This is a genomic window from Rhizobium sp. 10N414, assembly GCF_056394785.1.
Window position 1 is genome coordinate 22,494 of sequence record NZ_JBFTIN010000012.1, and the last position, 24,016, is coordinate 46,509.

At 59.4% G+C, this 24,016-nt stretch carries 22 protein-coding genes and 2 pseudogenes; 15 read left to right on the top strand and 9 right to left on the bottom strand.

What is annotated here, in order from left to right; all coding sequences use genetic code 11:
• Positions 1–38: 38 nt before the first annotated feature.
• From nosZ to AC1DE4_RS13385, 7 genes are all read left to right on the top strand, one after another.
• Complete coding sequence (gene nosZ, locus AC1DE4_RS13355; RefSeq protein ID WP_477881581.1) at positions 39–1,952, top strand: TAT-dependent nitrous-oxide reductase; 1,914 nt, start codon at positions 39–41, stop codon at positions 1,950–1,952.
• Positions 1,952–3,319: a nitrous oxide reductase family maturation protein NosD gene (locus AC1DE4_RS13360; protein ID WP_477881795.1), complete on the top strand. Its 1,368-nt coding sequence runs from the start codon at positions 1,952–1,954 to the stop codon at positions 3,317–3,319. Before nosZ ends, AC1DE4_RS13360 begins: the two co-directional genes overlap by 1 nt.
• Entirely contained in the window at positions 3,316–4,233 is a 918-nt protein-coding gene (locus tag AC1DE4_RS13365; protein WP_477881583.1) for an ABC transporter ATP-binding protein, read from the top strand. The genes AC1DE4_RS13360 and AC1DE4_RS13365 overlap by 4 nt, the downstream gene beginning before the upstream one ends.
• Positions 4,230–5,057 carry an ABC transporter permease gene (locus AC1DE4_RS13370; RefSeq protein ID WP_477881585.1) on the top strand — a complete coding sequence of 276 codons (828 nt, stop codon included), beginning with the start codon at positions 4,230–4,232 and terminating at the stop codon, positions 5,055–5,057. Before AC1DE4_RS13365 ends, AC1DE4_RS13370 begins: the two co-directional genes overlap by 4 nt.
• Positions 5,054–5,620 (top strand): nitrous oxide reductase accessory protein NosL, encoded by a 567-nt coding sequence (locus AC1DE4_RS13375; RefSeq protein WP_477881587.1) that lies wholly within the window; start codon positions 5,054–5,056, stop codon positions 5,618–5,620. Before AC1DE4_RS13370 ends, AC1DE4_RS13375 begins: the two co-directional genes overlap by 4 nt.
• Positions 5,613–6,599, top strand: coding sequence for an FAD:protein FMN transferase (locus tag AC1DE4_RS13380; RefSeq protein ID WP_477881589.1), 987 nt, complete (start codon positions 5,613–5,615; stop codon positions 6,597–6,599). Before AC1DE4_RS13375 ends, AC1DE4_RS13380 begins: the two co-directional genes overlap by 8 nt.
• Before the next feature lie 75 nt (positions 6,600–6,674).
• Positions 6,675–7,109 (top strand): pseudoazurin, encoded by a 435-nt coding sequence (locus AC1DE4_RS13385; protein WP_477881592.1) that lies wholly within the window; start codon positions 6,675–6,677, stop codon positions 7,107–7,109.
• A 730-nt stretch (positions 7,110–7,839) separates the two neighbouring features.
• Here AC1DE4_RS13385 and AC1DE4_RS13390 read toward each other — a convergent pair.
• Both AC1DE4_RS13390 and AC1DE4_RS13395 read right to left on the bottom strand, forming a co-directional pair.
• The gene (locus AC1DE4_RS13390; RefSeq protein WP_477881594.1) at positions 7,840–9,042 is read right to left on the bottom strand and encodes a histidine kinase dimerization/phospho-acceptor domain-containing protein; all 1,203 of its coding nucleotides are present in this window, start codon (positions 9,040–9,042) and stop codon (positions 7,840–7,842) included.
• On the bottom strand, positions 9,039–9,698 hold the full coding sequence (locus AC1DE4_RS13395) for a response regulator transcription factor (RefSeq protein WP_169682996.1): 660 nt from the start codon (positions 9,696–9,698) through the stop codon (positions 9,039–9,041). The genes AC1DE4_RS13390 and AC1DE4_RS13395 overlap by 4 nt, the downstream gene beginning before the upstream one ends.
• A 156-nt stretch (positions 9,699–9,854) precedes the next feature.
• Between AC1DE4_RS13395 and AC1DE4_RS13400 the strand changes: the two genes are divergently transcribed.
• The 8 genes and pseudogenes from AC1DE4_RS13400 to AC1DE4_RS13435 all read left to right on the top strand — a co-directional run bounded on the left by AC1DE4_RS13400 (position 9,855) and on the right by AC1DE4_RS13435 (position 16,393).
• On the top strand, positions 9,855–10,169 hold the full coding sequence (locus AC1DE4_RS13400) for a hypothetical protein (protein WP_477881595.1): 315 nt from the start codon (positions 9,855–9,857) through the stop codon (positions 10,167–10,169).
• A 35-nt stretch (positions 10,170–10,204) separates the two neighbouring features.
• Positions 10,205–10,675 (top strand): DUF2271 domain-containing protein, encoded by a 471-nt coding sequence (locus AC1DE4_RS13405; protein WP_025662080.1) that lies wholly within the window; start codon positions 10,205–10,207, stop codon positions 10,673–10,675.
• Between the two features lie 18 nt (positions 10,676–10,693).
• Positions 10,694–12,892: a PepSY domain-containing protein gene (locus tag AC1DE4_RS13410; protein WP_477881597.1), complete on the top strand. Its 2,199-nt coding sequence runs from the start codon at positions 10,694–10,696 to the stop codon at positions 12,890–12,892.
• Position 12,893: 1 nt separating this feature from the next.
• On the top strand, positions 12,894–13,814 hold the full coding sequence (locus AC1DE4_RS13415) for an FAD:protein FMN transferase (RefSeq protein ID WP_477881599.1): 921 nt from the start codon (positions 12,894–12,896) through the stop codon (positions 13,812–13,814).
• A 97-nt stretch (positions 13,815–13,911) separates the two neighbouring features.
• Positions 13,912–14,218 (top strand): annotated as a pseudogene (locus tag AC1DE4_RS13420) (ATP-dependent DNA ligase); the annotation flags it as partial.
• Between the two features lie 739 nt (positions 14,219–14,957).
• Positions 14,958–15,527 carry a hypothetical protein gene (locus AC1DE4_RS13425; protein ID WP_477881601.1) on the top strand — a complete coding sequence of 190 codons (570 nt, stop codon included), beginning with the start codon at positions 14,958–14,960 and terminating at the stop codon, positions 15,525–15,527.
• Entirely contained in the window at positions 15,524–15,763 is a 240-nt protein-coding gene (locus AC1DE4_RS13430; RefSeq protein WP_477881603.1) for a hypothetical protein, read from the top strand. The genes AC1DE4_RS13425 and AC1DE4_RS13430 overlap by 4 nt, the downstream gene beginning before the upstream one ends.
• Positions 15,764–15,778: 15 nt before the next feature.
• A complete protein-coding gene (locus AC1DE4_RS13435) occupies positions 15,779–16,393 on the top strand; it encodes a hypothetical protein (protein ID WP_477881605.1) in 615 nt (204 codons plus the stop codon).
• Positions 16,394–16,622: 229 nt separating this feature from the next.
• On the opposite strand, the gene AC1DE4_RS13440 is transcribed toward AC1DE4_RS13435, so the two are convergent.
• The 7 genes and pseudogenes from AC1DE4_RS13440 to AC1DE4_RS13470 all read right to left on the bottom strand — a co-directional run bounded on the left by AC1DE4_RS13440 (position 16,623) and on the right by AC1DE4_RS13470 (position 23,902).
• Entirely contained in the window at positions 16,623–17,729 is a 1,107-nt protein-coding gene (locus AC1DE4_RS13440; RefSeq protein WP_477881607.1) for a Fic family protein, read from the bottom strand.
• Between the two features lie 429 nt (positions 17,730–18,158).
• Complete coding sequence (locus AC1DE4_RS13445; protein WP_477881798.1) at positions 18,159–18,584, bottom strand: BA14K family protein; 426 nt, start codon at positions 18,582–18,584, stop codon at positions 18,159–18,161.
• A 332-nt stretch (positions 18,585–18,916) separates the two neighbouring features.
• A pseudogene (gene hydA, locus AC1DE4_RS13450) lies at positions 18,917–20,329 on the bottom strand (dihydropyrimidinase).
• A complete protein-coding gene (locus AC1DE4_RS13455) occupies positions 20,329–21,600 on the bottom strand; it encodes a cysteine desulfurase-like protein (protein ID WP_113471638.1) in 1,272 nt (423 codons plus the stop codon). The pseudogene hydA and the gene AC1DE4_RS13455 overlap by 1 nt, the downstream one beginning before the upstream one ends.
• Before the next feature lie 28 nt (positions 21,601–21,628).
• Entirely contained in the window at positions 21,629–22,366 is a 738-nt protein-coding gene (locus AC1DE4_RS13460) for an amino acid ABC transporter ATP-binding protein (RefSeq protein WP_477881609.1), read from the bottom strand.
• Positions 22,363–23,037 carry an amino acid ABC transporter permease gene (locus AC1DE4_RS13465; RefSeq protein ID WP_018116615.1) on the bottom strand — a complete coding sequence of 225 codons (675 nt, stop codon included), beginning with the start codon at positions 23,035–23,037 and terminating at the stop codon, positions 22,363–22,365. Before AC1DE4_RS13465 ends, AC1DE4_RS13460 begins: the two co-directional genes overlap by 4 nt.
• Before the next feature lie 70 nt (positions 23,038–23,107).
• On the bottom strand, positions 23,108–23,902 hold the full coding sequence (locus tag AC1DE4_RS13470; RefSeq protein WP_018116614.1) for a transporter substrate-binding domain-containing protein: 795 nt from the start codon (positions 23,900–23,902) through the stop codon (positions 23,108–23,110).
• Between the last annotated feature and the right edge of the window lie 114 nt (positions 23,903–24,016).

Here is a 24,016-nt window from a genome sequence, read left to right on the forward strand (position 1 = left end):
CGCGACGTATGCGGGCCGCACCCCAGGAGGCAAATACCATGTCGAATGAAGACAAAAACCTGCCCCTTTTCAACAGACGTCAACTGCTGGGGACCACTGCCGTGGCTGCGGCCGCAGGAGCGGCGACGGCCAGCGGTGCGTTGGGCCTTTCGGGTGGGGCATCTCCAGCGATGGCCCAGGAACGCGCAAAGTGGGAGGTCAAACCTGGCGAGCTCGACGAATACTACACCTTCTTCTCGAGCGGCCAGTCAGGCGAAGTCCGCATCGTCGGTGTTCCATCGATGCGCGAAATCATGCGCATTCCTGTGTTCAACCGTTGCAGTGCCACGGGATGGGGTCAGACGAACGAGAGCCTGAAGGTGCTTACGGAGAACATGCGGCCGGAGACGGTGGAGTTTCTCAAAGACCGCGGTGGCGTCTACCAGAACGGTGACCTTCACCACCCGCACCCATCCTTCACGGACGGCACCTACGACGGCCGCTATCTCTTCGCCAACGACAAGTCCAACACGCGGGTCTGCCGTATTCGCCTTGACGTCATGAAGTGCGACAAGATCATCGAGCTTCCAAACCAGCACACCGTGCACGGCCTGCGCGTCCAGAAGTTCCCCAAGACCGGCTACGTGTTCTGCAATGGCGAAGACGGTGTCCCGATCCCCAACGACGGCAAAGTACTGGRCGATCCGAAGCAGTACCGCTCCATCTTCACCGCGGTCGATGGCGAGACGATGAAAGTCGCCTGGCAGGTCATCGTGGACGGCAACCTCGACAACGTCGATGCCGACTATCAAGGCAAGTACTGCTATTCCACCTGCTACAACTCAGAGGGCGGCGTGACCCTCGAAGAGATGATGAGCAAGGACCTGGACTGGGTCGTGGTGTTTAACCTCAAACGCATCGAAGAAGCGGTCGCCAACGGTGACTTCAAGGAAATCGGCGGCGTTCCAGTAATCGATGGCTCCCACGGTTCGAAGTACACCCGCTACATTCCGGTCCCGAACAGTCCCCATGGTATAAACACGGCCCCGGACGGCATCCACTTCGTGGCCAACGGCAAGCTCTCACCGACCGTCACGGTGTTCGACGTGCGCAAGTTCGACGACCTCTTCGACGACAAGATCGAGCCGCGCGACACAGTCGTCGCCGAAACTGAACTTGGGCTTGGGCCGCTGCACACGGCTTACGACGGGAGGGGAAACGCCTACACCACGCTGTTCCTCGACAGCCAAGTGTGCAAGTGGAACATCGAGGACGCCATTCGGGCGTTCAAAGGCGAGAAGGTCAATCCTATCCGCCAGAAGCTGGACGTCCACTACCAGCCGGGACACAACCACTCCTCGATGGGTCAGACCAAGGAGGCTGACGGCAAGTGGCTCATCTCGCTCAACAAGTTCTCGAAGGACCGCTACCTCAACGCCGGCCCACTGAAGCCGGAGAGCGATCAGCTCATTGACATCTCGGGCGACGAAATGGTGCTCGTTCACGACGGCCCCTCCTTCGCCGAGCCGCACGACGCGACGATCGTGCATGCGTCCAAGATCAATCCGCTCCATGTGTGGAAGCGCGAAGACCCATTCTTCGCCGACGCAGTCGCTCAGGCCAAAAAGGACAATATCGACCTCATGGTGGACTCCGAAATCATTCGCGATGGTGACAAGGTTCGGGTTTACATGACGTCCGCGGCTCCCGCGTTCGGGCTGACGTCCTTCACCGTCAAGGAGGGCGACGAGGTGACCGTATACGTCACCAATATCGACGAGGTCGAGGACCTGACGCACGGCTTCTGCATCGTCAACTACGGCATCAACATGGAGATCGGGCCGCAGGCGACGGCATCGGTGACCTTCAAGGCGGCCAAGCCCGGTGTCTACTGGTATTATTGCACGTGGTTCTGCCATGCGATGCACATGGAAATGAAAGGTCGCATGATGGTCGAACCTAAGTCGGTATGATGGTGCGCGTGACGATCATAGCGATGGTGGCGTTCTGGGTCGCCATCGCCATCCCCGCCGAGGCCGCAGAGCGGATGGTCACACCTGCCGATAACCTGGCAGCGATCCTAGAGGCGGCATCGCCGAGGGACCGCATTACCCTGCAACCAGGCAAGCACAAGGGTCCCGTGAAGATCGTCAAGCCTGTGACGGTGGAAGGGGAGCCGGGGGCTGCGATCATAGGCGACGGAAAAGGCACCGTCGTTACCATAGACGCGGCGGGCGTCGTTCTCCGGGGCCTTGAGATCAGCGGATCGGGCACGAACCTCGAAGGCGCGGACTCGGGCGTGTTCGCGACCGAGAACGCGAAAGGTGCGCTCATCGAACGGAACAAGGTCACTGGAAACCTCTACGGCATCTACGTCCACGGGGCGACCGATTCTTTGGTCCGCAACAACACGGTCATCGGCCTGAAGAGGGGCCACCTGAGCGAATTGGGCAACGGCATCGCGGTTTGGAATGCACCGGGTGCCAAGATCGTCGGCAACGACGTCAGCTTCGGCCGCGATGGCATCTTCACCATCGCGAGCAAGCGCAATGTGTTCAGCGGCAACAACTTCCATGACGTTCGTTTCGCGATTCACTACATGTACACCAACAACAGTGAGATCAGCGGCAACACGTCTTCTGGGAACGCAGTCGGCTACGCGCTCATGTTCTCAAACAAGCTGAAAATCATCGGCAATGTGTCTGACGGAGACCGCGATCATGGCCTCGTGCTGAACTTCGCCAACGGATCGCAGATTGAGGAGAACACCGTCATCGGGCGGATGCAGCCCCAGAGCCGCTGGACAACGGCCGGGAACCGCGACCCCACTGACAAAATGCCTTCAGACGATAGTCCAGTGATCCCCGACGTCAGCCTCTCGGGCGAGCGACTGGGCCCGGAGAAGTGCGTTTTCATCTACAACGCCAACAACAACCGACTGAGGGGCAACAGGTTTGAAGGTTGTTCGATCGGTATTCACTTTACGGCCGGATCAGAAGGCAACTCTATGAGCGAAAACGCCTTTATCAATAATCGCACTCAGGTCAAATACGTGGGAACCCGGTATCTCGATTGGTCGGCGGACGGCCGTGGCAACTACTGGAGCGACAATCCGGCGTTCGACCTCGATGGAGACGGGATCGCCGACAACGCCTACCGCCCGAACGATGTCATGGACAAGGTGATGTGGACCTCTCCCCAAGCGAAGGTGCTGGCCACCAGCCCCGCAGTCCAGGTCATCCGCTGGGCTCAGGCTCAGTTCCCGGCCTTACTGCCGGGGGGCGTCGTTGACAGCCATCCCCTAATGGCACCTCCCCCCCAAAAGGAGCCGGTGCAATGACCGCACCGACGGCAGCAATTTCAGGCGTCGCCAAGCGTTATGGAAACGTCCAGGCGGTCAAGGACGTTACTTTCGAGCTCAACGAAGGGGAAACCGTCGCGCTTGTCGGCCACAACGGAGCCGGCAAGACGACACTGATCAAGCTTATGCTCGGCCTGATCCGCCCCTCCGCGGGCAACGTGCTTGTTCTCGGCGAAGACCCAGCCAAGGGCGATTTTGAGGTTCGGAGGCGGCTCGGCTACCTGCCGGAAAGCGTATCCTTTCACATGGCCTTGACGGGACGGGAAACCCTGGCTTTCTACGCGCGACTGAAACGGGTTGAGGTTTCCGTGGTGCCGGAGCTTCTTGAGCGGGTTGGACTGGCTGCGGTTGCGGCCGACCGTCCGGTCCGGACCTATTCAAAGGGCATGCGGCAGAGACTTGGTCTGGCACAGGCGCTGCTTGGCCAGCCGCGGGTCCTGCTCCTGGACGAGCCTACGAGCGGCCTCGATCCGGCTCTTCGCCGACGATTTTACGATATCCTGCACGAACTGCGCTCCGCTGGAACCACGGTCCTTCTTTCCTCGCACGCGCTCACGGAACTCGAAGGACGCGCCAATCGTGTGGTGATCGTCAACGAAGGCGTGAAGGTCGCCGATGGATCGCTGGAAACTTTGCGAACCCTTGCGCATTTGCCCACCCGCGTAAGCGTGAAACTTGCGGGCGGTGGTTCGCCGGTCGACTGGAAATTTGGAAGTGGCTGGAGGAAGACAGGTGTCGACACGGTCGAGACCGAGGTGACGGTGGAAGACAAAGTCGCACTCCTTCGAGAGGTCACGGCCAATCCTGCGGAGGTAGCCGGGGTGCACCTCGTAGAGCCGACACTGGACGATCTCTATGCCCATTTCCTTGGCGGGCGGAAGGCGGCCGAATGAAGAACATCCTTATCGTAGCCCGCAAGGAAATTCTGGAAGGATTGCGCAATCGGTGGGTGCTCGGGGCAACACTTCTCCTTGCAGCATTGGCGCTCACCCTCACTGCGCTGGGCAGCGCGCCGACGGGTAACGTCGGGGTCAACCAGCTCGACGTGGTCATCGTCAGTCTATCCAGCCTCACCATTTTTCTCGTGCCGTTGATCGCGCTCCTGCTCTCGCACGACGCGATCGTGGGCGAGATGGAACGCGGCACCATGCAGCTGCTTTTAAGCTATCCGGTCGGGCGCAATCAGGTTATTCTCGGCAAGTTTTTCGGGCATGTCGCCATCCTCGCCTTCGCGACACTCTGCGGCTACGGTGCCGCCGCATTAGCCCTCGCGATCACAAGTCCTGACATTGACGCCGCCAGTTGGCGTGCCTTTCTCGCCATGATCGGGTCGTCCGTGCTTTTGGGTGCGGTGTTCGTCGCTATCGGATACCTGGCAAGCACGATTGTCAGCGAGCGGAGCACGGCGGGCGGCATAGCCATCGGAATCTGGCTACTATTCGTCCTGATTTATGACATGGCGTTGCTCGGCGCACTCGTCGCGGCTGCGGGGCACGCTCTTCCCTCCGGTCTTCTGGACACGTTTTTGCTGCTCAATCCAACCGACGTCTACCGGATGCTCAACCTCGGGTCTGGAGACGCAAGCGCTCTTTCCGGCCTGGGCGGCGTCGCAAAGCATTCCGGACTTAACGCCGTACTGATGATCGTAGCGCTTGTCGCGTGGACCATATTGCCGCTCGTGCTTGCCGCGGTCGTATTTTCGAGGAGGGAGCTATGACACGCGCTTTTGTGGTCGGGATACTGCTGTCGGCCTTTTTGCTTGGAGGGTGCAGGGAGGAGCAACGGGCCTCTCCGCCGCCGTTCGCGCTGACGTCGGAAGCGGTGGGCAGGTACTGCGGAATGAACGTGCTCGAACACCCCGGGCCGAAAGGCCAGATCATTCTCGATGCACAAGTCGCCGAACCCATCTGGTTCTCGTCTGCCCGCGACGCGCTGGCCTTCACAATGCTACCGGAAGAGCCGAAGGACATCGCGGCAATCTATGTATCCGACATGAGCAAGGCACCGAGTTGGGAAAGGCCAGGTGAGACGAACTGGATCGACGCACGAAAGGCCTTTTACGTCATCAGTAGTTCCGTGCGGGGTGGCATGGGGGCGGAAGAGGCGGTCCCCTTCTCCACGGAGGAAGCGGCACGGCAATTTTCCGTCAAGAACGGCGGGCGTGTCGTCGCATTCAGTGATGTCCCTCAGGCCTACGTGCTGGGTTCAGGCGGTACCGATGCCGACACGACCACCCCCACAAACCCCGAGAAGAAGTTGGAAGGGCATGGTCATGGCTAGAGGATACACTCGCCGCCGGGCTATTGCGATTATCGCCGCAACGGCGGGCTTGCCCCTTCTGACCAGTGCGGAACCTACGGCGACAGTCATCAGGTGGAGCGGGCAAGCCCTCGGCGCACCGGCAACGCTTATTCTAAATCACGAAAACCAGGTTCATGCCACGCGGTTGATCGATGCGGTCGTTGCCGAGGTTGCCCGGCTGGAAGCCGTGTTCAGTCTCTATCGCGACGAATCCTCGTTGTCCGAATTGAACAGGGTCCGTGCTCTGGTCGCGCCTCCGCGTGATCTGGTGACCTTGCTTGGCTCCTGCCAGGAATATTGGACCATGAGCGGCGGTGCATTCGATCCCACTGTGCAGCCACTGTGGTCTTTATATCGCGACCACTTCATGCAGCCGGAAGCTGATCCCTCCGGCCCGTCGGCCGAAAAGATCAGAAATGCGCTCGACGCCGTGGGCTTCGACGGCATCGATTTCAATAGGGATCGCATTATCCTGACCCGACCTAAGATGGCAGTGACTTTGAATGGCATTGCCCAAGGCTACATCACGGACAGGATCGTGGAATTGCTGAGAGGGGCCGGGGTGACTAGCAGTCTGGTCGACATGGGAGAAAGCCGTGCGATAGGTTCGAGGGAGAATGGTACGCCGTGGCGGATCGGCCTCGCAGAGCGACAGGACGAGTCTCCCGACGTGGTTCTCGAAGTCACCAACAAGGCAGTCGCAACCTCGAGTGCGACGGGCTTCCATTTCGATGAGGCACAGCACTTCGGTCATATTCTCGACCCTCACACCGGAGGAGCCGCTGCATTGTACAGGCGCGTGACGGTCATCGCCGACAATGCGACCACTGCAGATGCTTTGTCGACGGCATTCAGCTTGATGCACGAGACCAGTATTCGATCGGTGATTGACCGCAGACCAGACGTGCAGGTCGACCTCGTCCGGGCGGACGGCGGCCATCACCGTTTCGAAACGTGAGCCTGAGGTGGCGCGACGGCTCGCGCTCGCTTTTTCCCTAGCTCAAACAACCAACCACGAGAGGAGTACGTGATCATGCGCCTTCTGAAAAATCTGACCGCGGCAACTATGCTTGCGGCAACCGCTGTTCCGGCTGCAGCTGCCGATTTCGAGGTTCACATGATGAACAAAGGGGCCGACGGAGTGATGGTATTCGAGCCCGCACTCACTAAGATCAAGCCGGGCGACACTGTGACCTTTGTGCCGATGGACAAGGGGCACAATGCCGAAACCGTAAAGGATATGATTCCCGAAGGCGCCGAAGCCTTCAAGAGCAAGGTCAATGAGAACCTGAAGCAGACCTTCACCGTACCGGGAGCTTACGTGATCAAGTGCACGCCGCATTTTTCTATGGGCATGGTCGAGGTTGTGGTGGTGGGTGACACCCCCGCAAACCTTGAGGCTATCAAGTCCGGAAAGCTGCCGAACAAGGCTCGCGAGCGCGTCGACAAGGCGCTTTCGCAGCTATAATCCTTCAGCTTTTAAGGTCGGCAGCAGAAGCTGTTCAAGGCGCAGTCGCCCGGGCTGTCGTTGACCTGTGATCGTGCACCTCATGGCAGCCCATCGTCTTGGGTATTGTCGCACAAAACATCCTCGACCACACGCTGGTCTTACTGCCGCAGCCATCACACCAATAGTAGCGATGGTGGATTGAAGTTCGCCCGTGTGGTCGGAACCCGAAAACTTGCCCACGCCTAGTTTCCTATGGAGTAACCTATCGATTTCGAACTCTCGAAATTATGGAAATTGTCCCGGTCTATCATAGCGAACGTGTCGGGGGGCGTCGGGTTGTCACCATGCAGCACATAAGTGGCCCCGATCGAGGCGCCGCCGACCATATCCGACGCAGAGGGCGCGGCCGCCGTCGCAGTATGGCCTTAGAAGGGATATGCAAGGATGATGGGTTCTGAGGATCAGCCTCGCACAGCCCCTCTCACAAGCAACGCCCGCCTGCAAGGAATTCGAGGATATCTCTTCAGTTTCAGCCGGGTAATACCCTCGTTCGCACTATCTGGGTCATTCTTTTGAAGAGACGCTCTGACCGCACGACGCCCACCGGGGAGGCGAGCTTTCTTTGCATACCATTGAAGCCTCCTGAAGGTCAAAACTCGATCGGGGCCAGCAGCTCTTTTATCCATCTCTTTTTGTCGGTTCCCGCGAAAGTCAGGCGAGAGGCAGCGTTACCTGGATCTGTACGCCTTCATGCTTGAGCGGCCTCGGGGAAACGACTTTCAAACTCATGCCTGTGCGGTCGGCGATTGCCTTTACGATGGAGAATCCCAAGCCCTAAACCATTCTGAGCCCCGTGTTTCAGCGCATTTTCAATCAGGTTTCGAAACAGAATGCCAACGGCGTCGGGGTCTAACCTGGAAAGAACCGGTTCTTCCGGAAGGGTCAGCAGGATCCGTCCCTCTCCAGTCCGCGTGAAACCCTCGACGATCATCTCCAGGACAGGTCTCAGATCGGAGGGCTCGTCTGTTTGCAGCCGTCCTCCTTCGGCGCGGGCGAGTTGCATCAACTTTTCCGACGTGCGCATCAGTCGCTTCAGCGTGGTYTCTATCTCYGTTGCCCGCTGGCCCGTYAATTCCTCGCCRGTTTCAGTCCGAATGCGCTGAGCCTGCGCGATCGCGCCTGCAACCGGCGTGCGCAGCTCGTGCGCCGCGTTCGCTGCAAAGGCGCGCTCGGCATTGAACGCCGCCGTCAGACGGTCCAGCAAYTGATTGACGCCYGCCGAGATCGGGCGAAGCTCGCTYGGCAGACCGCCATCTGGTAGGGGCGACAGGTCCTGCGCACCGCGGCGGGCAAGCTCTTGTCGAAGCAAGCGTACAGGGCGCAAGGAACGGCGCACCGCCAGAACGATTGCGAGAAGACTGAATGGGATCATCACGATCAACGGCAGCAGAAGCCCCAGCAGCATCTTGCGGGAAAGCTCCGTRCGACGATCSAGCGGTTCGGCAACGGCAATCGTCAGGCCGCCATCGACGCTAGCATCGTAATAGAGTTGGTGCGTTTCGGTGCGCAGAAAACCCGGCTTGACAAACGGCGGAAAGATGGAGGCATCCGCRCCTGCGGAGGCGAGAAGAACCYTCCCGTTKCGGTCRCGCACGACAAAAGTTACGTCCTCGCCATATCGCGCCTCGCGCCCGATGCGCCTCTCGCCATCGTCGCCTTCCTCGTTACCATCATGTTCGACAGGATCGCCACGTCCGTCGCCTTCATGCAGGTCGTGCCGAGCAATTGGCAAAACGCGCAGCGCCGTGGCCTTTAGCCCGTCGTCGAACACCTCTTGCATTTCCCCGCCAAGCCGGTGCGCCGTGAGCGCCGCCGCCGCCAACCACAGAAGCGTCACTGAAAGCCCGATGGCAAGTGCCAGGCGCGTCTGAAGCGAAGCGCCGATCTTCACGGTTGCCCCAGCCGATAACCGAGGCCGCGCTCGGTCTCGATCACATGAGCGCCGAGTTTCTTGCGCAACCGGCTGACATGGACCTCGATGGCGTTGCTGTCGATTTCCGTATCGAAGGAATAGAGCCGCTCCTCGAGCTGTGCCTTTGATAGGAGCTGGGAGGGACGTTGCAGAAAGGCCTCAAACAGGACCCATTCTCGCGCCGTAAGAGCAACGGGCTTGCCATTCAACGCGACGCTTCTGGCCGCGAGATCGATGGCGAGCGGACCGAGCGTGATGTTCGGATTTGGGTTGCCGGCATAACGGCGCGCCACCGATCCGATGCGGGCCGATAGTTCTGCAAGGTCGAAGGGCTTCACCATGTAATCATCAGCGCCGGCGTTCAGTCCGGCAATACGGTCAGAGACCTGATCGAGCGCTGTTAGGATCATAACCGGCGTCACGTCGCCCCGCCCGCGCAATCCCTTCAGGAAGGGAACGCCGAGCCCATCGGGCAGCATCAGATCGAGCAGCACCAGATCATAGGCAGCCGCAACGATCGCATCGCCTGCCTGGTCGAGCCGGTTGACCCAATCGACGGAATGCCCATCGGCGGCGATCTGGTCGCGAATGGCCGCACCAAGCGCCGTATCGTCCTCGATCAGCAGAACCCGCATCGCAATCTTTCCTCTCTGCCTCTCTTTGGCCCCGTAGTCCACCCGCCAGCTTACGGGAACCTGAAGCGCTGTCGCGCCAATTGTCAGGTGGCGGTCAGCTTAGGACGCAATTGATCAGCCCGAAATCCCCGTCAGATGCCCAACTGGAGATCACTTATGACATACCGCAAACTTCTTCTGGCCGCGTGCGCCGGCATAGGCTTTCTCGCCCCCCTGGGCAGTCTCGCGATGCCGTTCCCCGCAGCGAAGACCGCCGGGGCCATACTGGCCGGGTATCAAGAGAACGAGGACGATGATCACCAGGAACATCGCCTCCGTCACGACGACAATGGCCGCTACGCCGCCGACGACTGCGAAGACGAGGATGAAAATTCCTGCGGTCGAGGCGGCGTCTTGCAGCAGCAGAACGCCACCCCGCCTAGCAACGGCCTGTTCACGCCTGGCTCCAAGCCGCGCGCCCAGACGAACTGAACCGCCAAGTCCGACCAAGGAGACGATCGATGAGAATGAAGTCCTTCATTGCCCTGCTTGCTGTCACTACGGCCCTTACCGTTCCCGGCCTCGCCATGGCCCGCGAGGTGACCTTCACCACCAACATGCGCAGCTACGGCGGCGATGGCGCCTACGTTGCCTATTACGTCACCGATGCGCAAGGCAAGTATGTCGGCAGTCTCTGGATGGCGGGCGGCAAGACTAGATACTACGAGCATCTCGGCGGCTGGTACCGTGCCACCGGCGGTGACATCGGCGAGATCAACGGCATTACGGGCGCCAGCGTTGGGGCGGGTCGTTCGCTTAAGGTCACGGTCGACCTTGCCGATACGCTGTTCGATGCCGGCTATCAGCTTCACATCGATTCCGCCGTGGAGGACATGCGCGACAGTCCGAATGAGATCGTGGTGCCGCTGACGTCGGGCGGCTCGGGCCAGAACGTGAAAGGTACGCGCTACATCGCCGCCTTCACCTACGTGCGTTGAGGAGAAGGGACGCCTGTTATGAGTCGCTCGCTCCACCGCTGCTTCGGACTGATCGCTACCGTCCTTCTCACCGTCGTCGCGCTGAGCGGCGCCGCACTCTCGATCTTCCCAGCCGCAGAGGCGCTCACCACACCTGCGGCGCAGCGTATCAGCGTCGCGGAACTCGCCACGCGAGTCCAGGCGTCAGAACCTACGGTCGAACAGATCAGGCGCGCGCCGTCTGGGCGGATCACCGCCTATTACTACGAAGGCGACCAACCCGCCTCCGCTGTCATCGACCCTGCCACTGGCCAGCCGGTCGGCAGCGCCGGCACCTCGGAGCTGGAGCGTTGGTTGACCAATCTTCATCGTTCGCTTTTCTTGGACGATCCCGGACGCTTCATAACTGCTGGCAGTGCAGCGGTTGTGCTTGCCCTTGCAATCTCCGGGCTATTCCTGATGGCGCGGCGCGCCGGCGGCTGGCGGTCCGTCCTGACATCCGTTCGCGGCTACGGCGATGGACGCTTACACGCCGTCGTCTCACGCCTTGCCCTGCCCGGCCTCTTCCTCTCCGCGCTCACCGCGTTCTGGATGACGGCTGCTGTTTTCGGGCTATTGCCGGAAGGCGCGAATGCGCCGGCCTTCCCGGCCAACGTCAGCGGCAAGACCGGCGTGGCCCTTACCTCTGTCGCCCTGCTTCAAGAGACTATGGTCGATGACCTGCTCTCGCTTAACTTCCCTGCCACCGGCGACTCAACGGACGTTTTCACACTCAAGATAACAGGAGGAGAAGCTTACATCGACCAGGGCAACGGTGCGCTGCTGGCTTGGTCTGACGCCGGCTGGGTCGACAAGGTCACGCGCCTCATGACCATGCTGCACACCGGGCGCGGCGTGGCGTGGCTTGGGCTCGTCCTCGGGTTCTCTGCGCTTGCGGTACCCGTCCTTGGCTGGACTGGCATGATTGTCTGGCTGAGGGGGCGCCGCAACCCCAAGGCAGCCTCGGTTGCCGCCGACGAGGCCGATACGATCCTGCTAGTCGGCAGTGAGAACGGAACGACCTGGGGCTTCGCCAATACGCTGCAGACTGCTCTTTCCGCACAGGGTCTTTGCGTTCATGTCGGCCCGATGTCCAATTTCGAGCCGGCCCACTGGCCAAAGGCGCGGCGTGTCATTCTGTTCGCCGCCACCTATGGCGATGGCACGGCGCCTGCAGCCTCCAAGGAATTCGTCGAACGCTTCGAGCGTGTGCCGGCAATGCCCGGCCTGCCGCTCGCCGTGCTCGGTTTCGGCGATCGCAGCTTCCCGGCCTTCTGCGGTTTCGCCACCGAGATCGCGAGGATCGCTGAGGACAAGGGCTGGGCCGTCCTTAGCCCCTTCGACACGGTAGATCGACAATCGCCACAGGATTTCGCCCGCTGGGGGCGGCGCCTGGCTGAAACGCTTGGCCTCGTTTTCGAGCTGAACCACCAACCGACCGCTCCCAAGACCTGGAGATTGCCGCTCATATCTCGCCGCGATTATGGAGCAAGCGTACAGGCGACAACCGCCATCCTGCGCTTTGCCCTTCCGAAGATATCGCTTTGGCAGCGTCTAACGGGCAAGGGCTTCTCGCGGTTTGAGGCCGGAGACCTGATCGGCATCGTGCCACAAGGCTCGGATCTGCCGCGATTCTACTCGCTTGCTTCCGGTATGAAAGATGGCTTTCTCGAAATCTGTGTCCGCAAGCAAGTCGGAGGGCTTTGCTCCAACCAACTCACCGCGCTGGAACCGGGCGAGACTATTGCGGCCTTCGTGCGTCCAAACCCGGCGTTCCGTCCGGCGCGCGGACGCAAGCCCGTCATCCTCATCGGCGCTGGCGCGGGGATCGGTCCGCTAGCCGGCTTTGCCCGCGGAAACCGGGGATGCCGTCCCATGCATCTCTATTTCGGAACCCGCCATCCAGCTAGCGATGCGCTCTACGCGGAGGAACTTTCCAACTGGAACAAGGACGGCCGGCTGACCTCGGTCTCGACCGCTTTCTCGCGAACCGCCAACCCGGTCTATGTGCAGGATATCCTGTGCAAGGATGCCGAGCGAATCGGCAAGCTTATCGCTGCGGGCGGTCAGGTTCTCATCTGCGGGAGTCGGGACATGGCGGCGGCTGTTGCAACCGTGCTCGCCGACATTCTCGCGCCACAGGGTTTCAACCTCGCGGTCCTGAAAGCCAATGGTCGCTATGCCGAGGACGTGTACTGACATGACGCGCTACGCGATGAACGGTCCGACTATGGGCACGCGCTGGTCAGCCCTCTTTCACATGCCATCGGATTTCGATGTCCACCGCGCCCGCAAGGCGATGGCCGACGCCGTGACGGAAGTCGACGAACAAATGTCCACCTGGCGGCCTGAAAGCGACCTTAGCCGCTTGAGTGCCGCAAAGCCCGGTGAATGGGTTTCTCTGCCCGACAGCCTGCTTACTGTGCTGGGAACGGGTCTTAAAATCGGCCAGGCCTCGGGCGGCGCTTTCGATATCGGCATGGGTGACGCCGTCTCCGCCTGGGGTTTCGGCCCGGCGGACGCAAGCGAGGGCCGGATCAAGACCGCCCGTCTAGCGAGACGCAGCCCSGCCTATGATGTTCTGGAGCTAGACAAGGCCGCCGGACGCGCCCGCAAGCACTCAGAGATGTGCTTCGATCTCAATGGCATCGCTAAGGGTTATGGCGTCGATCAACTGACCCGGGCTGCGCGCCAGCTCGGTATCGAAGCCGGCCTGTTCGCCATCGACGGCGAACTGCGAGCGCTTGGCACACAGCCCGACGGTCGCGGCTGGACCGTCGCCGTCGAAATGCCAAACSTGGAAACGCGTGCCGCGCATTCCGTCCTCGTGCTAGAAGATGCCGCCGTTGCRACGTCAGGCGACTATCGGCACTGGATCGATGTCGRCGGCCGCCGTCTGTCGCACACCATGGACCCGCACCTYGGCATGCCGCTCAGGCATCCKCCCGCGTCCGCTACCGTGATCGCCTGCGATTGTATGAGCGCCGACGCCTGGGCGACGGCGATGATGGTTCTCGGCGAAGCACGTGGTCTTGCGCTCGCCGAAACGCTTGGTCTGCCTGTTCTCTTCCTCGAGCACGGCCAGTCGAAAGGAATCGGATGCGGCCTGTTTTCACGCTGATCAGCGCGAAACAGCCATCTTAAAAGCTCAACMGTTATGAGCCGTGAAATGAGCCAATAGCACTGAAGGAACCCTTGCTCTCGGGTCTGGCGGCTCGCTGARATGRGATGGCTACCGCCTGGCGGTGCATATCGAACCGCAAGGCGTCAGGATCCTGACCCGTCGTGGCCATGACTGGACGCATCGGTTTCCGGCAATTGCTGAAGCTGCCCGGGCGCTTGGGCCGGCGACGATGGCCATCGATAGCGAGGCCGTGATGCTTGACGGCGAGGGGCGACCGGATTTCGGGCTGCTGAAAGTCGTTAGGCGCCTCCGGCAAGACGCCTGGCAACCGGGCCTCTGACGCCATCCTTTGTGCCTTCGATCTCGTCTATCTCAACGGCCATGACGCCAAGGCGAGCGAAGGTCCGAAACCCGAGCGGCCAGGGCTCAGGGCCAGCGGCACGCTCAGGGTACCCGTGCCCGTCACCGGGTTAGTTGCGAACTTCTCACCGATGCCGCGGATGGCGCCGCCGCCCTTGGGCAAAGCGACGGACGGTGGAACGACCACGAACGGCTTTTCGGAGGGGCCGTCGCAGCGAGCGTACCGGTAGCCGTGTCTCGTTCGGCCATTCCAGCCTCCCCACCCACCAGAGTGCGACCAGATTGCATTCGCCGTCGCGTCGTTGTCAAGGTTGCCCAATGACGTGCTTGCGTGCCTTTTGATTTCCGCCCCGGTGCGCCCCTCATTACCTGGTCATGGCCTCAGTATTGCTCGGTTTGCTTAAATGCCAATCGACATGATCTTCGCATCTGTGCGGCTCGGCGCGTGCGGATACACGGCCCACGGGCTGAAGCATCAACCGCGATAGGAGCATAGGCTGATTTTTCGCTGCGCGCTTGTGCGTTCCAAGGACCAGTGAAACCCCGTTGGTCCTGCCCAATTTCGGATGAGTAGCGTCGTTCATAACCTCGACGACGGTATGATCGACCCACTCAGCTCCCTACCGCCCCGCTCTTGCCAGCGATCGTGCGATGTCGACAATATCGTCGCGGCCAGAGTGGGCTTCCAATTCCGGCCCTTAAGAAATGACATTGATTATATTTGACAAAATAAGAAAAGCTCGCTGACTGTCCTCAGTCCTAGGACAAAGGACGAATGAGATGAAAAGTCAGGATATTGTCGTCCTGCTGAAACTGATCAGCTTGCAGGATCAGGAGCTGGAAAAGGGCTCCGACCAACTGCGATTGGAGTCAATCGGCGGAGATCCCTATGCGGTTCGTAATCTGGAGAGCCTTACCGGCATTAGCAAGACCGAAATTGCCCAATCCATCAAAAGAAGCGTCGCCTCCGGCATTGCCAGAAAAGACAATGCCAAGAATGAGCCACGGCCACACCGACGCAATCTATTCAATTTCATCGTCCATGGGCTGAAATTCGTCTTTCCCGCAAATCCCGGAGCAATGCAGCGAGGCATCCCGACAGCATTTGCGGCACCGATGCTTGAAGGACTACTCATCAGCGGGGGAAGCTTCAACTATGTGTGGCCTTACGCGTCCGGCAAGGAGATGGGGCAATCCGTTAATCCCCTCTTCAAAACCGTGCCTGAGGCAGCCTTGAAGGATCAACATCTCTATGAGTATCTCGCCTTGGTCGATGCCATCAGGCTCGGCAACCAAAGAGAGGCCGGACTTGCGAGCGATCACCTCAAATCAAGGCTGCTCGCGAAATGACCGAGATACGTACGCAATTGCTGGAGATGTTGAAGACGGTCGCAGTCGCCCTTGGCGACGATCTTCGGAATCGACTGGTATTCGTGGGTGGATGTACCACGGCATTGTTCATCACCGATCCCGTGACACTTGAGGGAGTGCGATCCACAGATGACATCGATCTGATTGTCGATCTAGCCGGACTTGCCGAATGGGTCAGTCTCCTGGACGAACTGCGCGCGCTTGGCTTTGTTTAGGCCGCGGACGAGGCCGTGATCTGCCGCATGCGGCTTGGGTCTCTTAAAGTTGATTTCATGCCCGATGATGAAAAGATACTTGGCTTCAGCAATCGCTGGTACACGACCGGGCTCGATACCGCCCAACCGCACGCCTTCGATGATGGGCTCGAAATCAGGGTTCTGACGCCTCCTATCTTCGTGGCGACCAAACTTGAAGCCTTCCAGGGGCGCGGCAATGACGACCTCTACTACAGCCGGGATGCGGAAGATCTTCTCCTGATAGTCGATGGCCGCGAGGAACTCCTCGCCGAGATTTCCGCCGCGGGTGATGATGTGCGTGCCTTCATCGCAAAGTCCCGGACGCGCCACCGTCTGACCTGCAGTTTCCGCGCCAAAGAATTCGTCGCGCCGACGATTGAAAAGATCGACGCATCAGTGGGCAGCCTTGTTGTAGCTACCGATGGTTTCTGGGCCGAATTAAATCGCGATCAACAGATCGCCTTCATGGGCACGGGGAAAAGAGAGGCGAGTGACGACCAGGACGATTGCAGCGTGTTGGTTATGAGCATTAATCGGACAGAAAAGACAGACGAGGGCCGGGTCGCGCTGGACGCAGTTTCTGGCCTCTATCTCCGTCGTGTGGACTAAAGCCCATGCCAGCAACCGGGTTTTGACCGTGATGGCTTCCACCGTTGGAGCGCTGGCTGTCGGAGCAATTCTCCGAAGGTGTCCTTCTATATCGCATGCCATAGCGTTCAACATTCGGCCTGAAAACCCTTCGAGTTAAATGGTCGTCGTTGCTGCTGGATACCCCGATGATCGAGCAGGCCGAAGCTTTGAGCGCAAATCGCGCCGCAAAACAGCACACACGGCGAATTTAGTTCCGCAGCAGCAGCGCGTAACGGGTATGCCGACGTTCGCCTGTGCGCGTAAGGGCGCCGATCTCTACGAGTTGCTGAAGGTCGCGTGTAGCTGTGGCGCGGGATGTGGCTGTAATTGAAATGTAGTTCTCGGCGCTTAAGCCTCCCTTAAAACCCGCTATCCCCTCTTTGAAAATGCGCGCGATTACCTTTTCCTGCCGCTCGTTCAGGTTGCCTCTAAACCGATCGTAAAATTTTGCTTTCTGAATGTAGAAATTTATGCGCTCAAGCGTCGCCTGTTGGGCGGCCAAGATCGTTTCTGAGAAAAAAAGGACCCAACCAGTGATATCGAGTGTACGCTGGTGGCGCTCAAGTTCGGAATAATAGGCCTTTCGGTTTTTCTCGATTGTGAAGGCAAGTGAGATCAGGCTGGGCTGCCCTATGTTTTGAGCCAGCGACTTCTCGGCGAGCGCGCGCCCAATGCGGCCGTTGCCATCTTCAAATGGATGTATGCTTTCAAAGTAAAGATGGCCGACCGCTGCGCGCGTTAAAGCCTGAAGTGGTGTTTGACCGCTTGGTCCGGATTGATTGAACCATGCGGTGAAGCCTTCCATCTCAGCGGCAACCTGGCGAGATGGGGGAGCCTCAAAATGTATTGTCGGTTTGTCCAGTCTGCCTGAGACGATCTGCATGGCGTCGGCATGCTGGCGGTAAGCGCCCACCGTTTCAATGTTTCGATTTCCTGCAATCAGCATTGAGTGCCAATGGAACAGCTCCTCATGATGCAACGGCTGATGCCAGTTTCGATAGACATCCGCCATCATCTCGGCGATCCCCCGCTCTTGGGGGCGAACCTGTCGGTCATCTGTGTTGAGCCCGAACTGTCGGCGGAGTGATGATTGGACGCTTGCGCGATCGAGAAACTCTCCCTCGATCTCTGAGGTTTTGATCGCCTCGTCACTCAGCAGTTCAATACGAAGCTGACTACTGTCATCCTCATTGAAATGCCGAACAGCACCGATGACCTCGCCGGCGGATTGCAGAAATTTCTGCTCCAACGGGATCAAGCTTGCAGTGTCGCACCTGAAACGCGGCCAATCGGCGTTCTGCCAGTTCCATTGCATGAGCTATAGACCACCTTTCTATAACTCATGACTATCCATATTGATGAGCTATGGCAAGTTTGCCTATCGCTCAGCCGCAAACCTCACGTGCCCTACCCAAACAACGACGATCGACAGGAAGCCGCCCCTGCCATCCTAGCGCGCAGGTATTCTCGATGGCACGTGAGGTCTAACGCGGAAGGTCACCGACGCTAACTCGATGCCGTGCAGCCTTGTGGACTAGAGACAAGCGGCTTCGGGCCGCCACCGAAACGGCGGGCGCAGCAATGTACCTACGCAAATGACGCTTAGTCCTCAATGCGATCTGCAATGAATTCCGGATCGAACAGGGCGCAGAGGGGCGAACGGCATCGCCGCAATGACGCTCGAATCCGTCAGAAGGGCGTTCGAGACGTAGACTAGGGGCACCTGGCGGTAGGAGATAGGCGATTAGCGCCATCGATATGGTCCGACACATTCGCGACGGGGGCCGTAGTAAGGCTGGAACGTATTGTCGAATGCCCTGTACGTACGATAGCGCGCATAGCACCAACTCACATGGCCGCCGCCCTCATAGGCAACTGACGGTTCATACCCGCGGTACGGCCAATAAGAGCTATCTGGCCGGCGCTGATACCCGTAGAACGAGCCGTAATATGTAGCCCCGTAGGGACCGTAGTGAGGCCGTGTTAATGCGCCGCCGACGATCACACCGTAATCGCCGTATGGGCCGCCGCCTCCGTGACGCCATTGCACGGTTTCTGTTTGCTGCGGCAATTGGATCCCGGGTGGACTAATTGCCGGAAACGCTTGAGCTGGTGTGATGCCGAGAACGCTTATGATCAGTCCAAACGCTACCGGGCCTAACTTGTCCATGGTCTGCATTGCTCCTCAACCGACGTTGAGCGTAGTATGACGACAATCGTTCCGTGTAGCTACAAGCAAATAGGTGCTCCCGAAGCGATCCTTGGCCACCTTGCACGCGACCAGCCGATGATGAAATGCACCTTGGCAGACTTCTCTACAACAGTTGCGCCTTCGATGGCCGCTTTCGTGCCAAGGCAAAGACCTGCATCGGCTTCCCCCAAAATGCGAAAACGCCGAGAACGGGAAAGGGCTATGGTTCTGCGGTAGCACCCTTAGCCGCTCTCCAGCTTTCAACCACCATACTTCGCCAAGCTACGCAAAACCAAAGAGCGTTTTCGCATTTATCTATTTTGCGATACGACGCCAACTTTCGCCCGGCGAAGATAGGCACCCTGACCCGCAGCGCCGGTGAACGCCTCTCCATTAACGATGGTCGCGCCACGCAGGATGACGCGCACGGGCCAGCCCTGGACCTCAAGACCTTCATAGGGTGTGTAATCGGCGCCGTGATGCAGGATGTCGTTGGTGATGGTCACCTTCTTCGACGGATCCCAGAGGGCAATATCGGCATCCGAGCCGATCGCGATCGTGCCCTTCTACGGATAGAGGCCATATTGCTTGGCATGATTGGTGGATGACAGCGCCACAAAGCGGTTGATATCGATCCGGCCTTTGCTCACCCCTTCCGAAAACAGAATGGGCAACCGCGTCTCGACGCCGGGAATGCCGTTTGGAATCCAACGGAAATTCCGCTTGCCCTTCTCGTTGAGCTTGCCTCCCTCATCCTCGTAACGGAAGGGGCAATGATCGGACGAGAAAAGTTCGAACGTGCCATTCTGCAGGCCTTCCCAGCAGGCAATCTGGCTTTCCTTGTCCCGCGGCGGCGGCGAGCAAACGAATTTCGCGCCCTCAAGCTCGGCAGCATCGAGATCGTCTGCCGTCAACAGCAGATATTGCGGGCAGGTTTCGCCCGCGACCTTGCCGCCGCGCTTGCGGGCCCGCTCGATTTCTTCCATCGCCTGGCGGTTCGAGACATGGACGATGACAATCGACGTATCGACGATTTCGGCAAGCGAAAGCGGCCGATGCGTCGCCTCGCGCTCGGCCGCGGCAGGCCTGCTCAGCGCGTGGAATTTCGGCGCCAGATCGCCATTCCGCTCATGTTTGCCGATCAGATAGCGGATTGCGTCTTCATTCTCGCAATGGACCATGACGAGCGCGCCGGAACGGCGGGCGCTGTCCAATGTATCGAGGATCTGGTCGTCGCGCAGGCGAAGGTTCTCATAGGTCATGAAGACCTTGAGCGAGGTATAGCCATCCTCGACAAGCGCCGGAAGCTCCTGCCCGAGCACATAGGCCGTGGGATCGCTGAGGATCAGATGAAACGATACGTCGATATGGCACTGGCCATCGGCCTTGGCATGGTAATCCTTCAGCGATTCACGCAGCGTCGTGCCCTTTTCCTGCAGGCAGAAAGGCAGGATCGTCGTGTTCCCGCCAAAGGCGGCCGAAAGGGTACCGCTCGCGAAATCGTCGGCCATGACGATCCCGTCGCCCGAGGGTTGGGCGATATGGACATGGCTGTCGATGCCGCCGGGCATGACATAGAGGCCGGTGGCATCGATGATCTCATCGGCATCATCAAGACCAGCGGCCAGCGCAGCGATCTTTCCATCGCGAATCCCGACATCGCTACGAAACGTATCGCTCGCGGTGAAGACTGTGCCGTTCTTGATGATGGTATCGAAATGCATCAGGCAGCCCCCTTGTTCAGGCCCGCATTGTCGCGCCCCAAGATTTCATCAAGCGCTGCAATCAGTCCATCGACCTCGGCAACCGTGTTGTAATGCACCATGGAAACGCGCACGGCGCCATTGTACTGCGGCAGGCCAACATGGTCGCCAAGCCGCCGCGCGTGGAAATCGCCAAAACGGATTGCGATCTTATAGGCGTCCATGGCCTTGCAGATATCTTCCGAATTGCGCCCCTCGAAGACGAAGCTGATCGTCGGGATACGCCGGCCATTGCGGTTTGCCGTCTCGCCGATGATGCGGCAATCGTTGCGGCTGCGCAGATAGGTTAGCAGCCGATCCGTCAGCGCGTTTTCCTGAATGGTGATCGCCTCGAAGGCCGCAAGGATCAGTTGACGCGGCGAGCCCGAGGCGCCGGATTTTGCGCCGAGTTCGCAGAGATAATCGACGATGCCCGTGACCGAATAGGCGAGCTCGTAGTTCGGATTGCCCGGCTCCAGCTTTCCCGGAACCTTGTCGCGCCCATAGAAGAAGTGATAAAGCGGATCGAGCTCCAGAAGATAATCATATTTGCCGTACATCATCGCGTAGTGCGGGCCGTAAGTCTTGTAGAAGCTGAAGACGTAATAATCGACATCCATCGCTCGGACATCGACGGCGCGATGCGGCGCATAGGCGACGGCATCGACACAGATACGGGCGCCGCGCGCATGCACCATGGCCGCGATATCGGCGATCGGATTGATGGCGCCGAGAATATTGGAGACATGGGTGACGCAGACGAGCCTTGTCTTCTCGCTCATCAGTGGTTCGAGATCGGCAAGGTCGAGCTCATAGGTCTTGGTGTCGAGCGGCCAGAACTTGACGACGACGCCCATGTCGCGCAGCCCGTCCCAAGGCCCGATATTGGACTCGTGGTCCGAAATGGTAACTATGATCTCGTCGCCGGCCGAAAGCTGGCTGCGCATGGCGCGCGCCAGATTCTGCAGCAGCACCGTGGTCGAGCTCCCGAAGATGATTTCTTCCGGTCGCGCGGCGTTCACCAGATGCGTGGCGGCGACGCGGCTTTCCATCAACGCCTTCGCCGCCTGCTGCGACACGTCGTAGCTGCCGCCGATCTGGACGTTCTTGTCATAGAGGAACGTATTGATACGCTCGACCGCGCGCTTCAGGATCTGCGAGCCTCCGGCATTGTCGAAAAACGTCCATCCATGCTGAAGCCCCGGGAACTGGCTCCTGACAAAGTCGATGTCGAGTGGGCGTTGCGTCTCCATGTGGTCCTCCGGAACCTTGTCTTTATTGTCAGTGATTGAGAACGGCGCGCAGGAAGCTCTTCGTGCGCTCCTCCCGCGGATTGTCGAATATCTCGGCGGGTGTGCCGGCTTCCACTATCCGGCCGCCATCCATGAAAATGACACGGTCGGCGACCTGACGGGCAAAGCCCATCTCATGCGTAACCACGATCATGGTGACGCCGGTGCCGGCGAGCGTGCGCATGACGTCGAGCACTTCGCCCACCATCTCCGGGTCGAGCGCCGAGGTGGGCTCGTCGAAGAGCAGTACGCGCGGCTCCATCGCCAGCGCGCGGGCGATCGCCACTCGCTGCTGCTGGCCGCCGGACAGCTGTTCCGGATACTTCTCCGCCTGCTCGGTGATACCGACGCGGGCAAGTAGTTCGCGCGCCTTGCGGGCGGCCTCATCAGGCGGTGTGCCGCGTACCCGCATCGGCGCGATCATGATGTTCTTCATGACCGTCAGATGCGGGAAGAGGTTGAAGGACTGGAACACCATTCCGACTTCTGCGCGCACTTGCGCCAGATTGCGCCCGCGCTCCACCTTGATGCCATCGACCTCGATGTGGCTGTCGTTTGCGAAGCTCTCCAGGTGGTTGATGCAGCGGATCAGCGTCGATTTACCGGAGCCCGAGGGGCCGATGACGCACACGACCTCGCCTTCGCCGATTGCCAGATCGATGCCGTGAAGGACCTGGAAATTGCCATAAGACTTGTTGAGGTTGTGGATATTGACAATGGTTTTCATCGACGCCTCCCGGCACTGAAGCGTTTTTCGAGACGGGCAACGATGCTGACCAGCGGCCACAGGAACGCGACGTAGATGATGGCTGCGCCAATGAGCGGCGAGGGATTTGCCATCAATGCCTGCGCCTGCGTTGCCTGCTTCAGCAAATCGGGCATGGCGACAACGGACGCCAGCGCCGTATCCTTCATCACGTTGATGCAGTTGTTCGTCAGCGGCGGAATGACGATCTTGATCGCCTGCGGCAGAATGATTTCCACCATCATGTGACGATAGGAAAGTCCGAGCGCTTCCGAGGCCTCGAACTGGCCGCGCGGAATGGCTTCGATGCCGGCGCGAAAGATCTCCGCCGTGTAAGCCGTCGAAACGATCGTCAAGGCAGCGGCGGCCGAAAGGAACGGCGAGAGCCGGATGCCGACGAAAGGCAAGGCATAGTAGATCACGATGAGCAGCACTAGCAGTGGAATTGAGCGGAAGATGTCGATATAGATCTTGGCAAGCGCTTGGAGAAACGTCGCGCCATAGAGGCGCAGGAGCGCGAGGATCAACCCACCCGCCAGGCCGCCAACGATGCTGACGACGCCAAGTTCGAGGGTGATCCAGAGGCCGGAGAGGAGCAGCGGAAAAGAGCGCTCCAGCACCGCCAGATTAAAAAAGGTCGTAAAGATATCCATTTAGGCACCGGTCGGTCGTTGTGGGGCGGATGGCGGACAAGCCGCCATCCGTGGCCTGAACCATCCGGCCTTACTTAGCAGCAGGCATGTCGGCGACCTTGATTGTAGAGGTCGTATCCTCGGCCTTCGCGCCGAACCAGGTTTCGTGCAGCTTGGCGATGAAGCCCTCGCCCTTCAGTGTCGTAATCACGTCGTTGACCTGCTTGGCCAACGGGTCGCCCTTGTTGAACATGATCGAGTATTTTTCGCCGGTCGGGATACGCTCGACGACCTTGATTGTCGGCTTGTCCTTTACGTAATACTGAAGCGCCGGAATATCGCTGATATAGCCGTCGATGCGGCCGGCAGCGAGATCGAGCATGGCCGGTTGCAGGCCTTCGAAGCGGCGGATTTCGCCGAGGCTGTATTTGGCGGTGTTGGTGGTTGCCCACACGTCGCCAGTCGAACCCGTGTCGACGCCAACCACCTTGCCGCTCATGCCGGAGAGATCCTTGATGCCGGCGGTAGCCATGACAGTAAGCGACTGGTCGCTGTCATAGTAGGGCTGGGCAAAGCTAACCGATTCCAGGCGCTTCTCGGTGATGGTGATCGACGAGACGGCCATGTTGATTCGGCCCGACTGGACGGCAGAAAAGAGGCCGTTGAACGGGATGTTGACGAATTCGACGGACTTGTTGAGGCGCTTGGCAATTTCGGTGATGAGATCGACTTCAAAGCCGACGGTCTTGCCGGTTTCGTCCTGGAATTCCCATGGCACATTGCCGATATTGGCGCCGACGGAAAGATCGGCGGCAAGGGATGCATGGCTGGCGAAGGCGAGAACGCCCGAAATCACCGCAGTCTTCAGAAAGGAAAAATGACGCATCTAGGTTCCCCTTGTTTTATGGCGCGTATTTTTGCTAATGGTCTAACCGGTCTGACCAGTCAGGCCAAATCAATCATGGTATCTTGTCATTTGCAAGCGCGTGATGGATTTAAA

Coding starts and splice junctions, on each gene's coding strand:
- AC1DE4_RS13360 (WP_477881795.1), top strand. CDS start 1,952: ATGGTGCGCGTGACGATCATAGCGATGGTGGCGTTCTGGGTCGCCATC.
- AC1DE4_RS13365 (WP_477881583.1), top strand. CDS start 3,316: ATGACCGCACCGACGGCAGCAATTTCAGGCGTCGCCAAGCGTTATGGA.
- AC1DE4_RS13370 (WP_477881585.1), top strand. CDS start 4,230: ATGAAGAACATCCTTATCGTAGCCCGCAAGGAAATTCTGGAAGGATTG.
- AC1DE4_RS13375 (WP_477881587.1), top strand. CDS start 5,054: ATGACACGCGCTTTTGTGGTCGGGATACTGCTGTCGGCCTTTTTGCTT.
- AC1DE4_RS13380 (WP_477881589.1), top strand. CDS start 5,613: ATGGCTAGAGGATACACTCGCCGCCGGGCTATTGCGATTATCGCCGCA.
- AC1DE4_RS13385 (WP_477881592.1), top strand. CDS start 6,675: ATGCGCCTTCTGAAAAATCTGACCGCGGCAACTATGCTTGCGGCAACC.
- AC1DE4_RS13395 (WP_169682996.1), bottom strand. CDS start 9,698: ATGCGGGTTCTGCTGATCGAGGACGATACGGCGCTTGGTGCGGCCATT.
- AC1DE4_RS13400 (WP_477881595.1), top strand. CDS start 9,855: ATGACATACCGCAAACTTCTTCTGGCCGCGTGCGCCGGCATAGGCTTT.
- AC1DE4_RS13405 (WP_025662080.1), top strand. CDS start 10,205: ATGAAGTCCTTCATTGCCCTGCTTGCTGTCACTACGGCCCTTACCGTT.
- AC1DE4_RS13410 (WP_477881597.1), top strand. CDS start 10,694: ATGAGTCGCTCGCTCCACCGCTGCTTCGGACTGATCGCTACCGTCCTT.
- AC1DE4_RS13425 (WP_477881601.1), top strand. CDS start 14,958: ATGAAAAGTCAGGATATTGTCGTCCTGCTGAAACTGATCAGCTTGCAG.
- AC1DE4_RS13430 (WP_477881603.1), top strand. CDS start 15,524: ATGACCGAGATACGTACGCAATTGCTGGAGATGTTGAAGACGGTCGCA.
- AC1DE4_RS13440 (WP_477881607.1), bottom strand. CDS start 17,729: ATGCAATGGAACTGGCAGAACGCCGATTGGCCGCGTTTCAGGTGCGAC.
- AC1DE4_RS13445 (WP_477881798.1), bottom strand. CDS start 18,584: ATGGACAAGTTAGGCCCGGTAGCGTTTGGACTGATCATAAGCGTTCTC.
- AC1DE4_RS13455 (WP_113471638.1), bottom strand. CDS start 21,600: ATGGAGACGCAACGCCCACTCGACATCGACTTTGTCAGGAGCCAGTTC.
- AC1DE4_RS13460 (WP_477881609.1), bottom strand. CDS start 22,366: ATGAAAACCATTGTCAATATCCACAACCTCAACAAGTCTTATGGCAAT.
- AC1DE4_RS13465 (WP_018116615.1), bottom strand. CDS start 23,037: ATGGATATCTTTACGACCTTTTTTAATCTGGCGGTGCTGGAGCGCTCT.
- AC1DE4_RS13470 (WP_018116614.1), bottom strand. CDS start 23,902: ATGCGTCATTTTTCCTTTCTGAAGACTGCGGTGATTTCGGGCGTTCTC.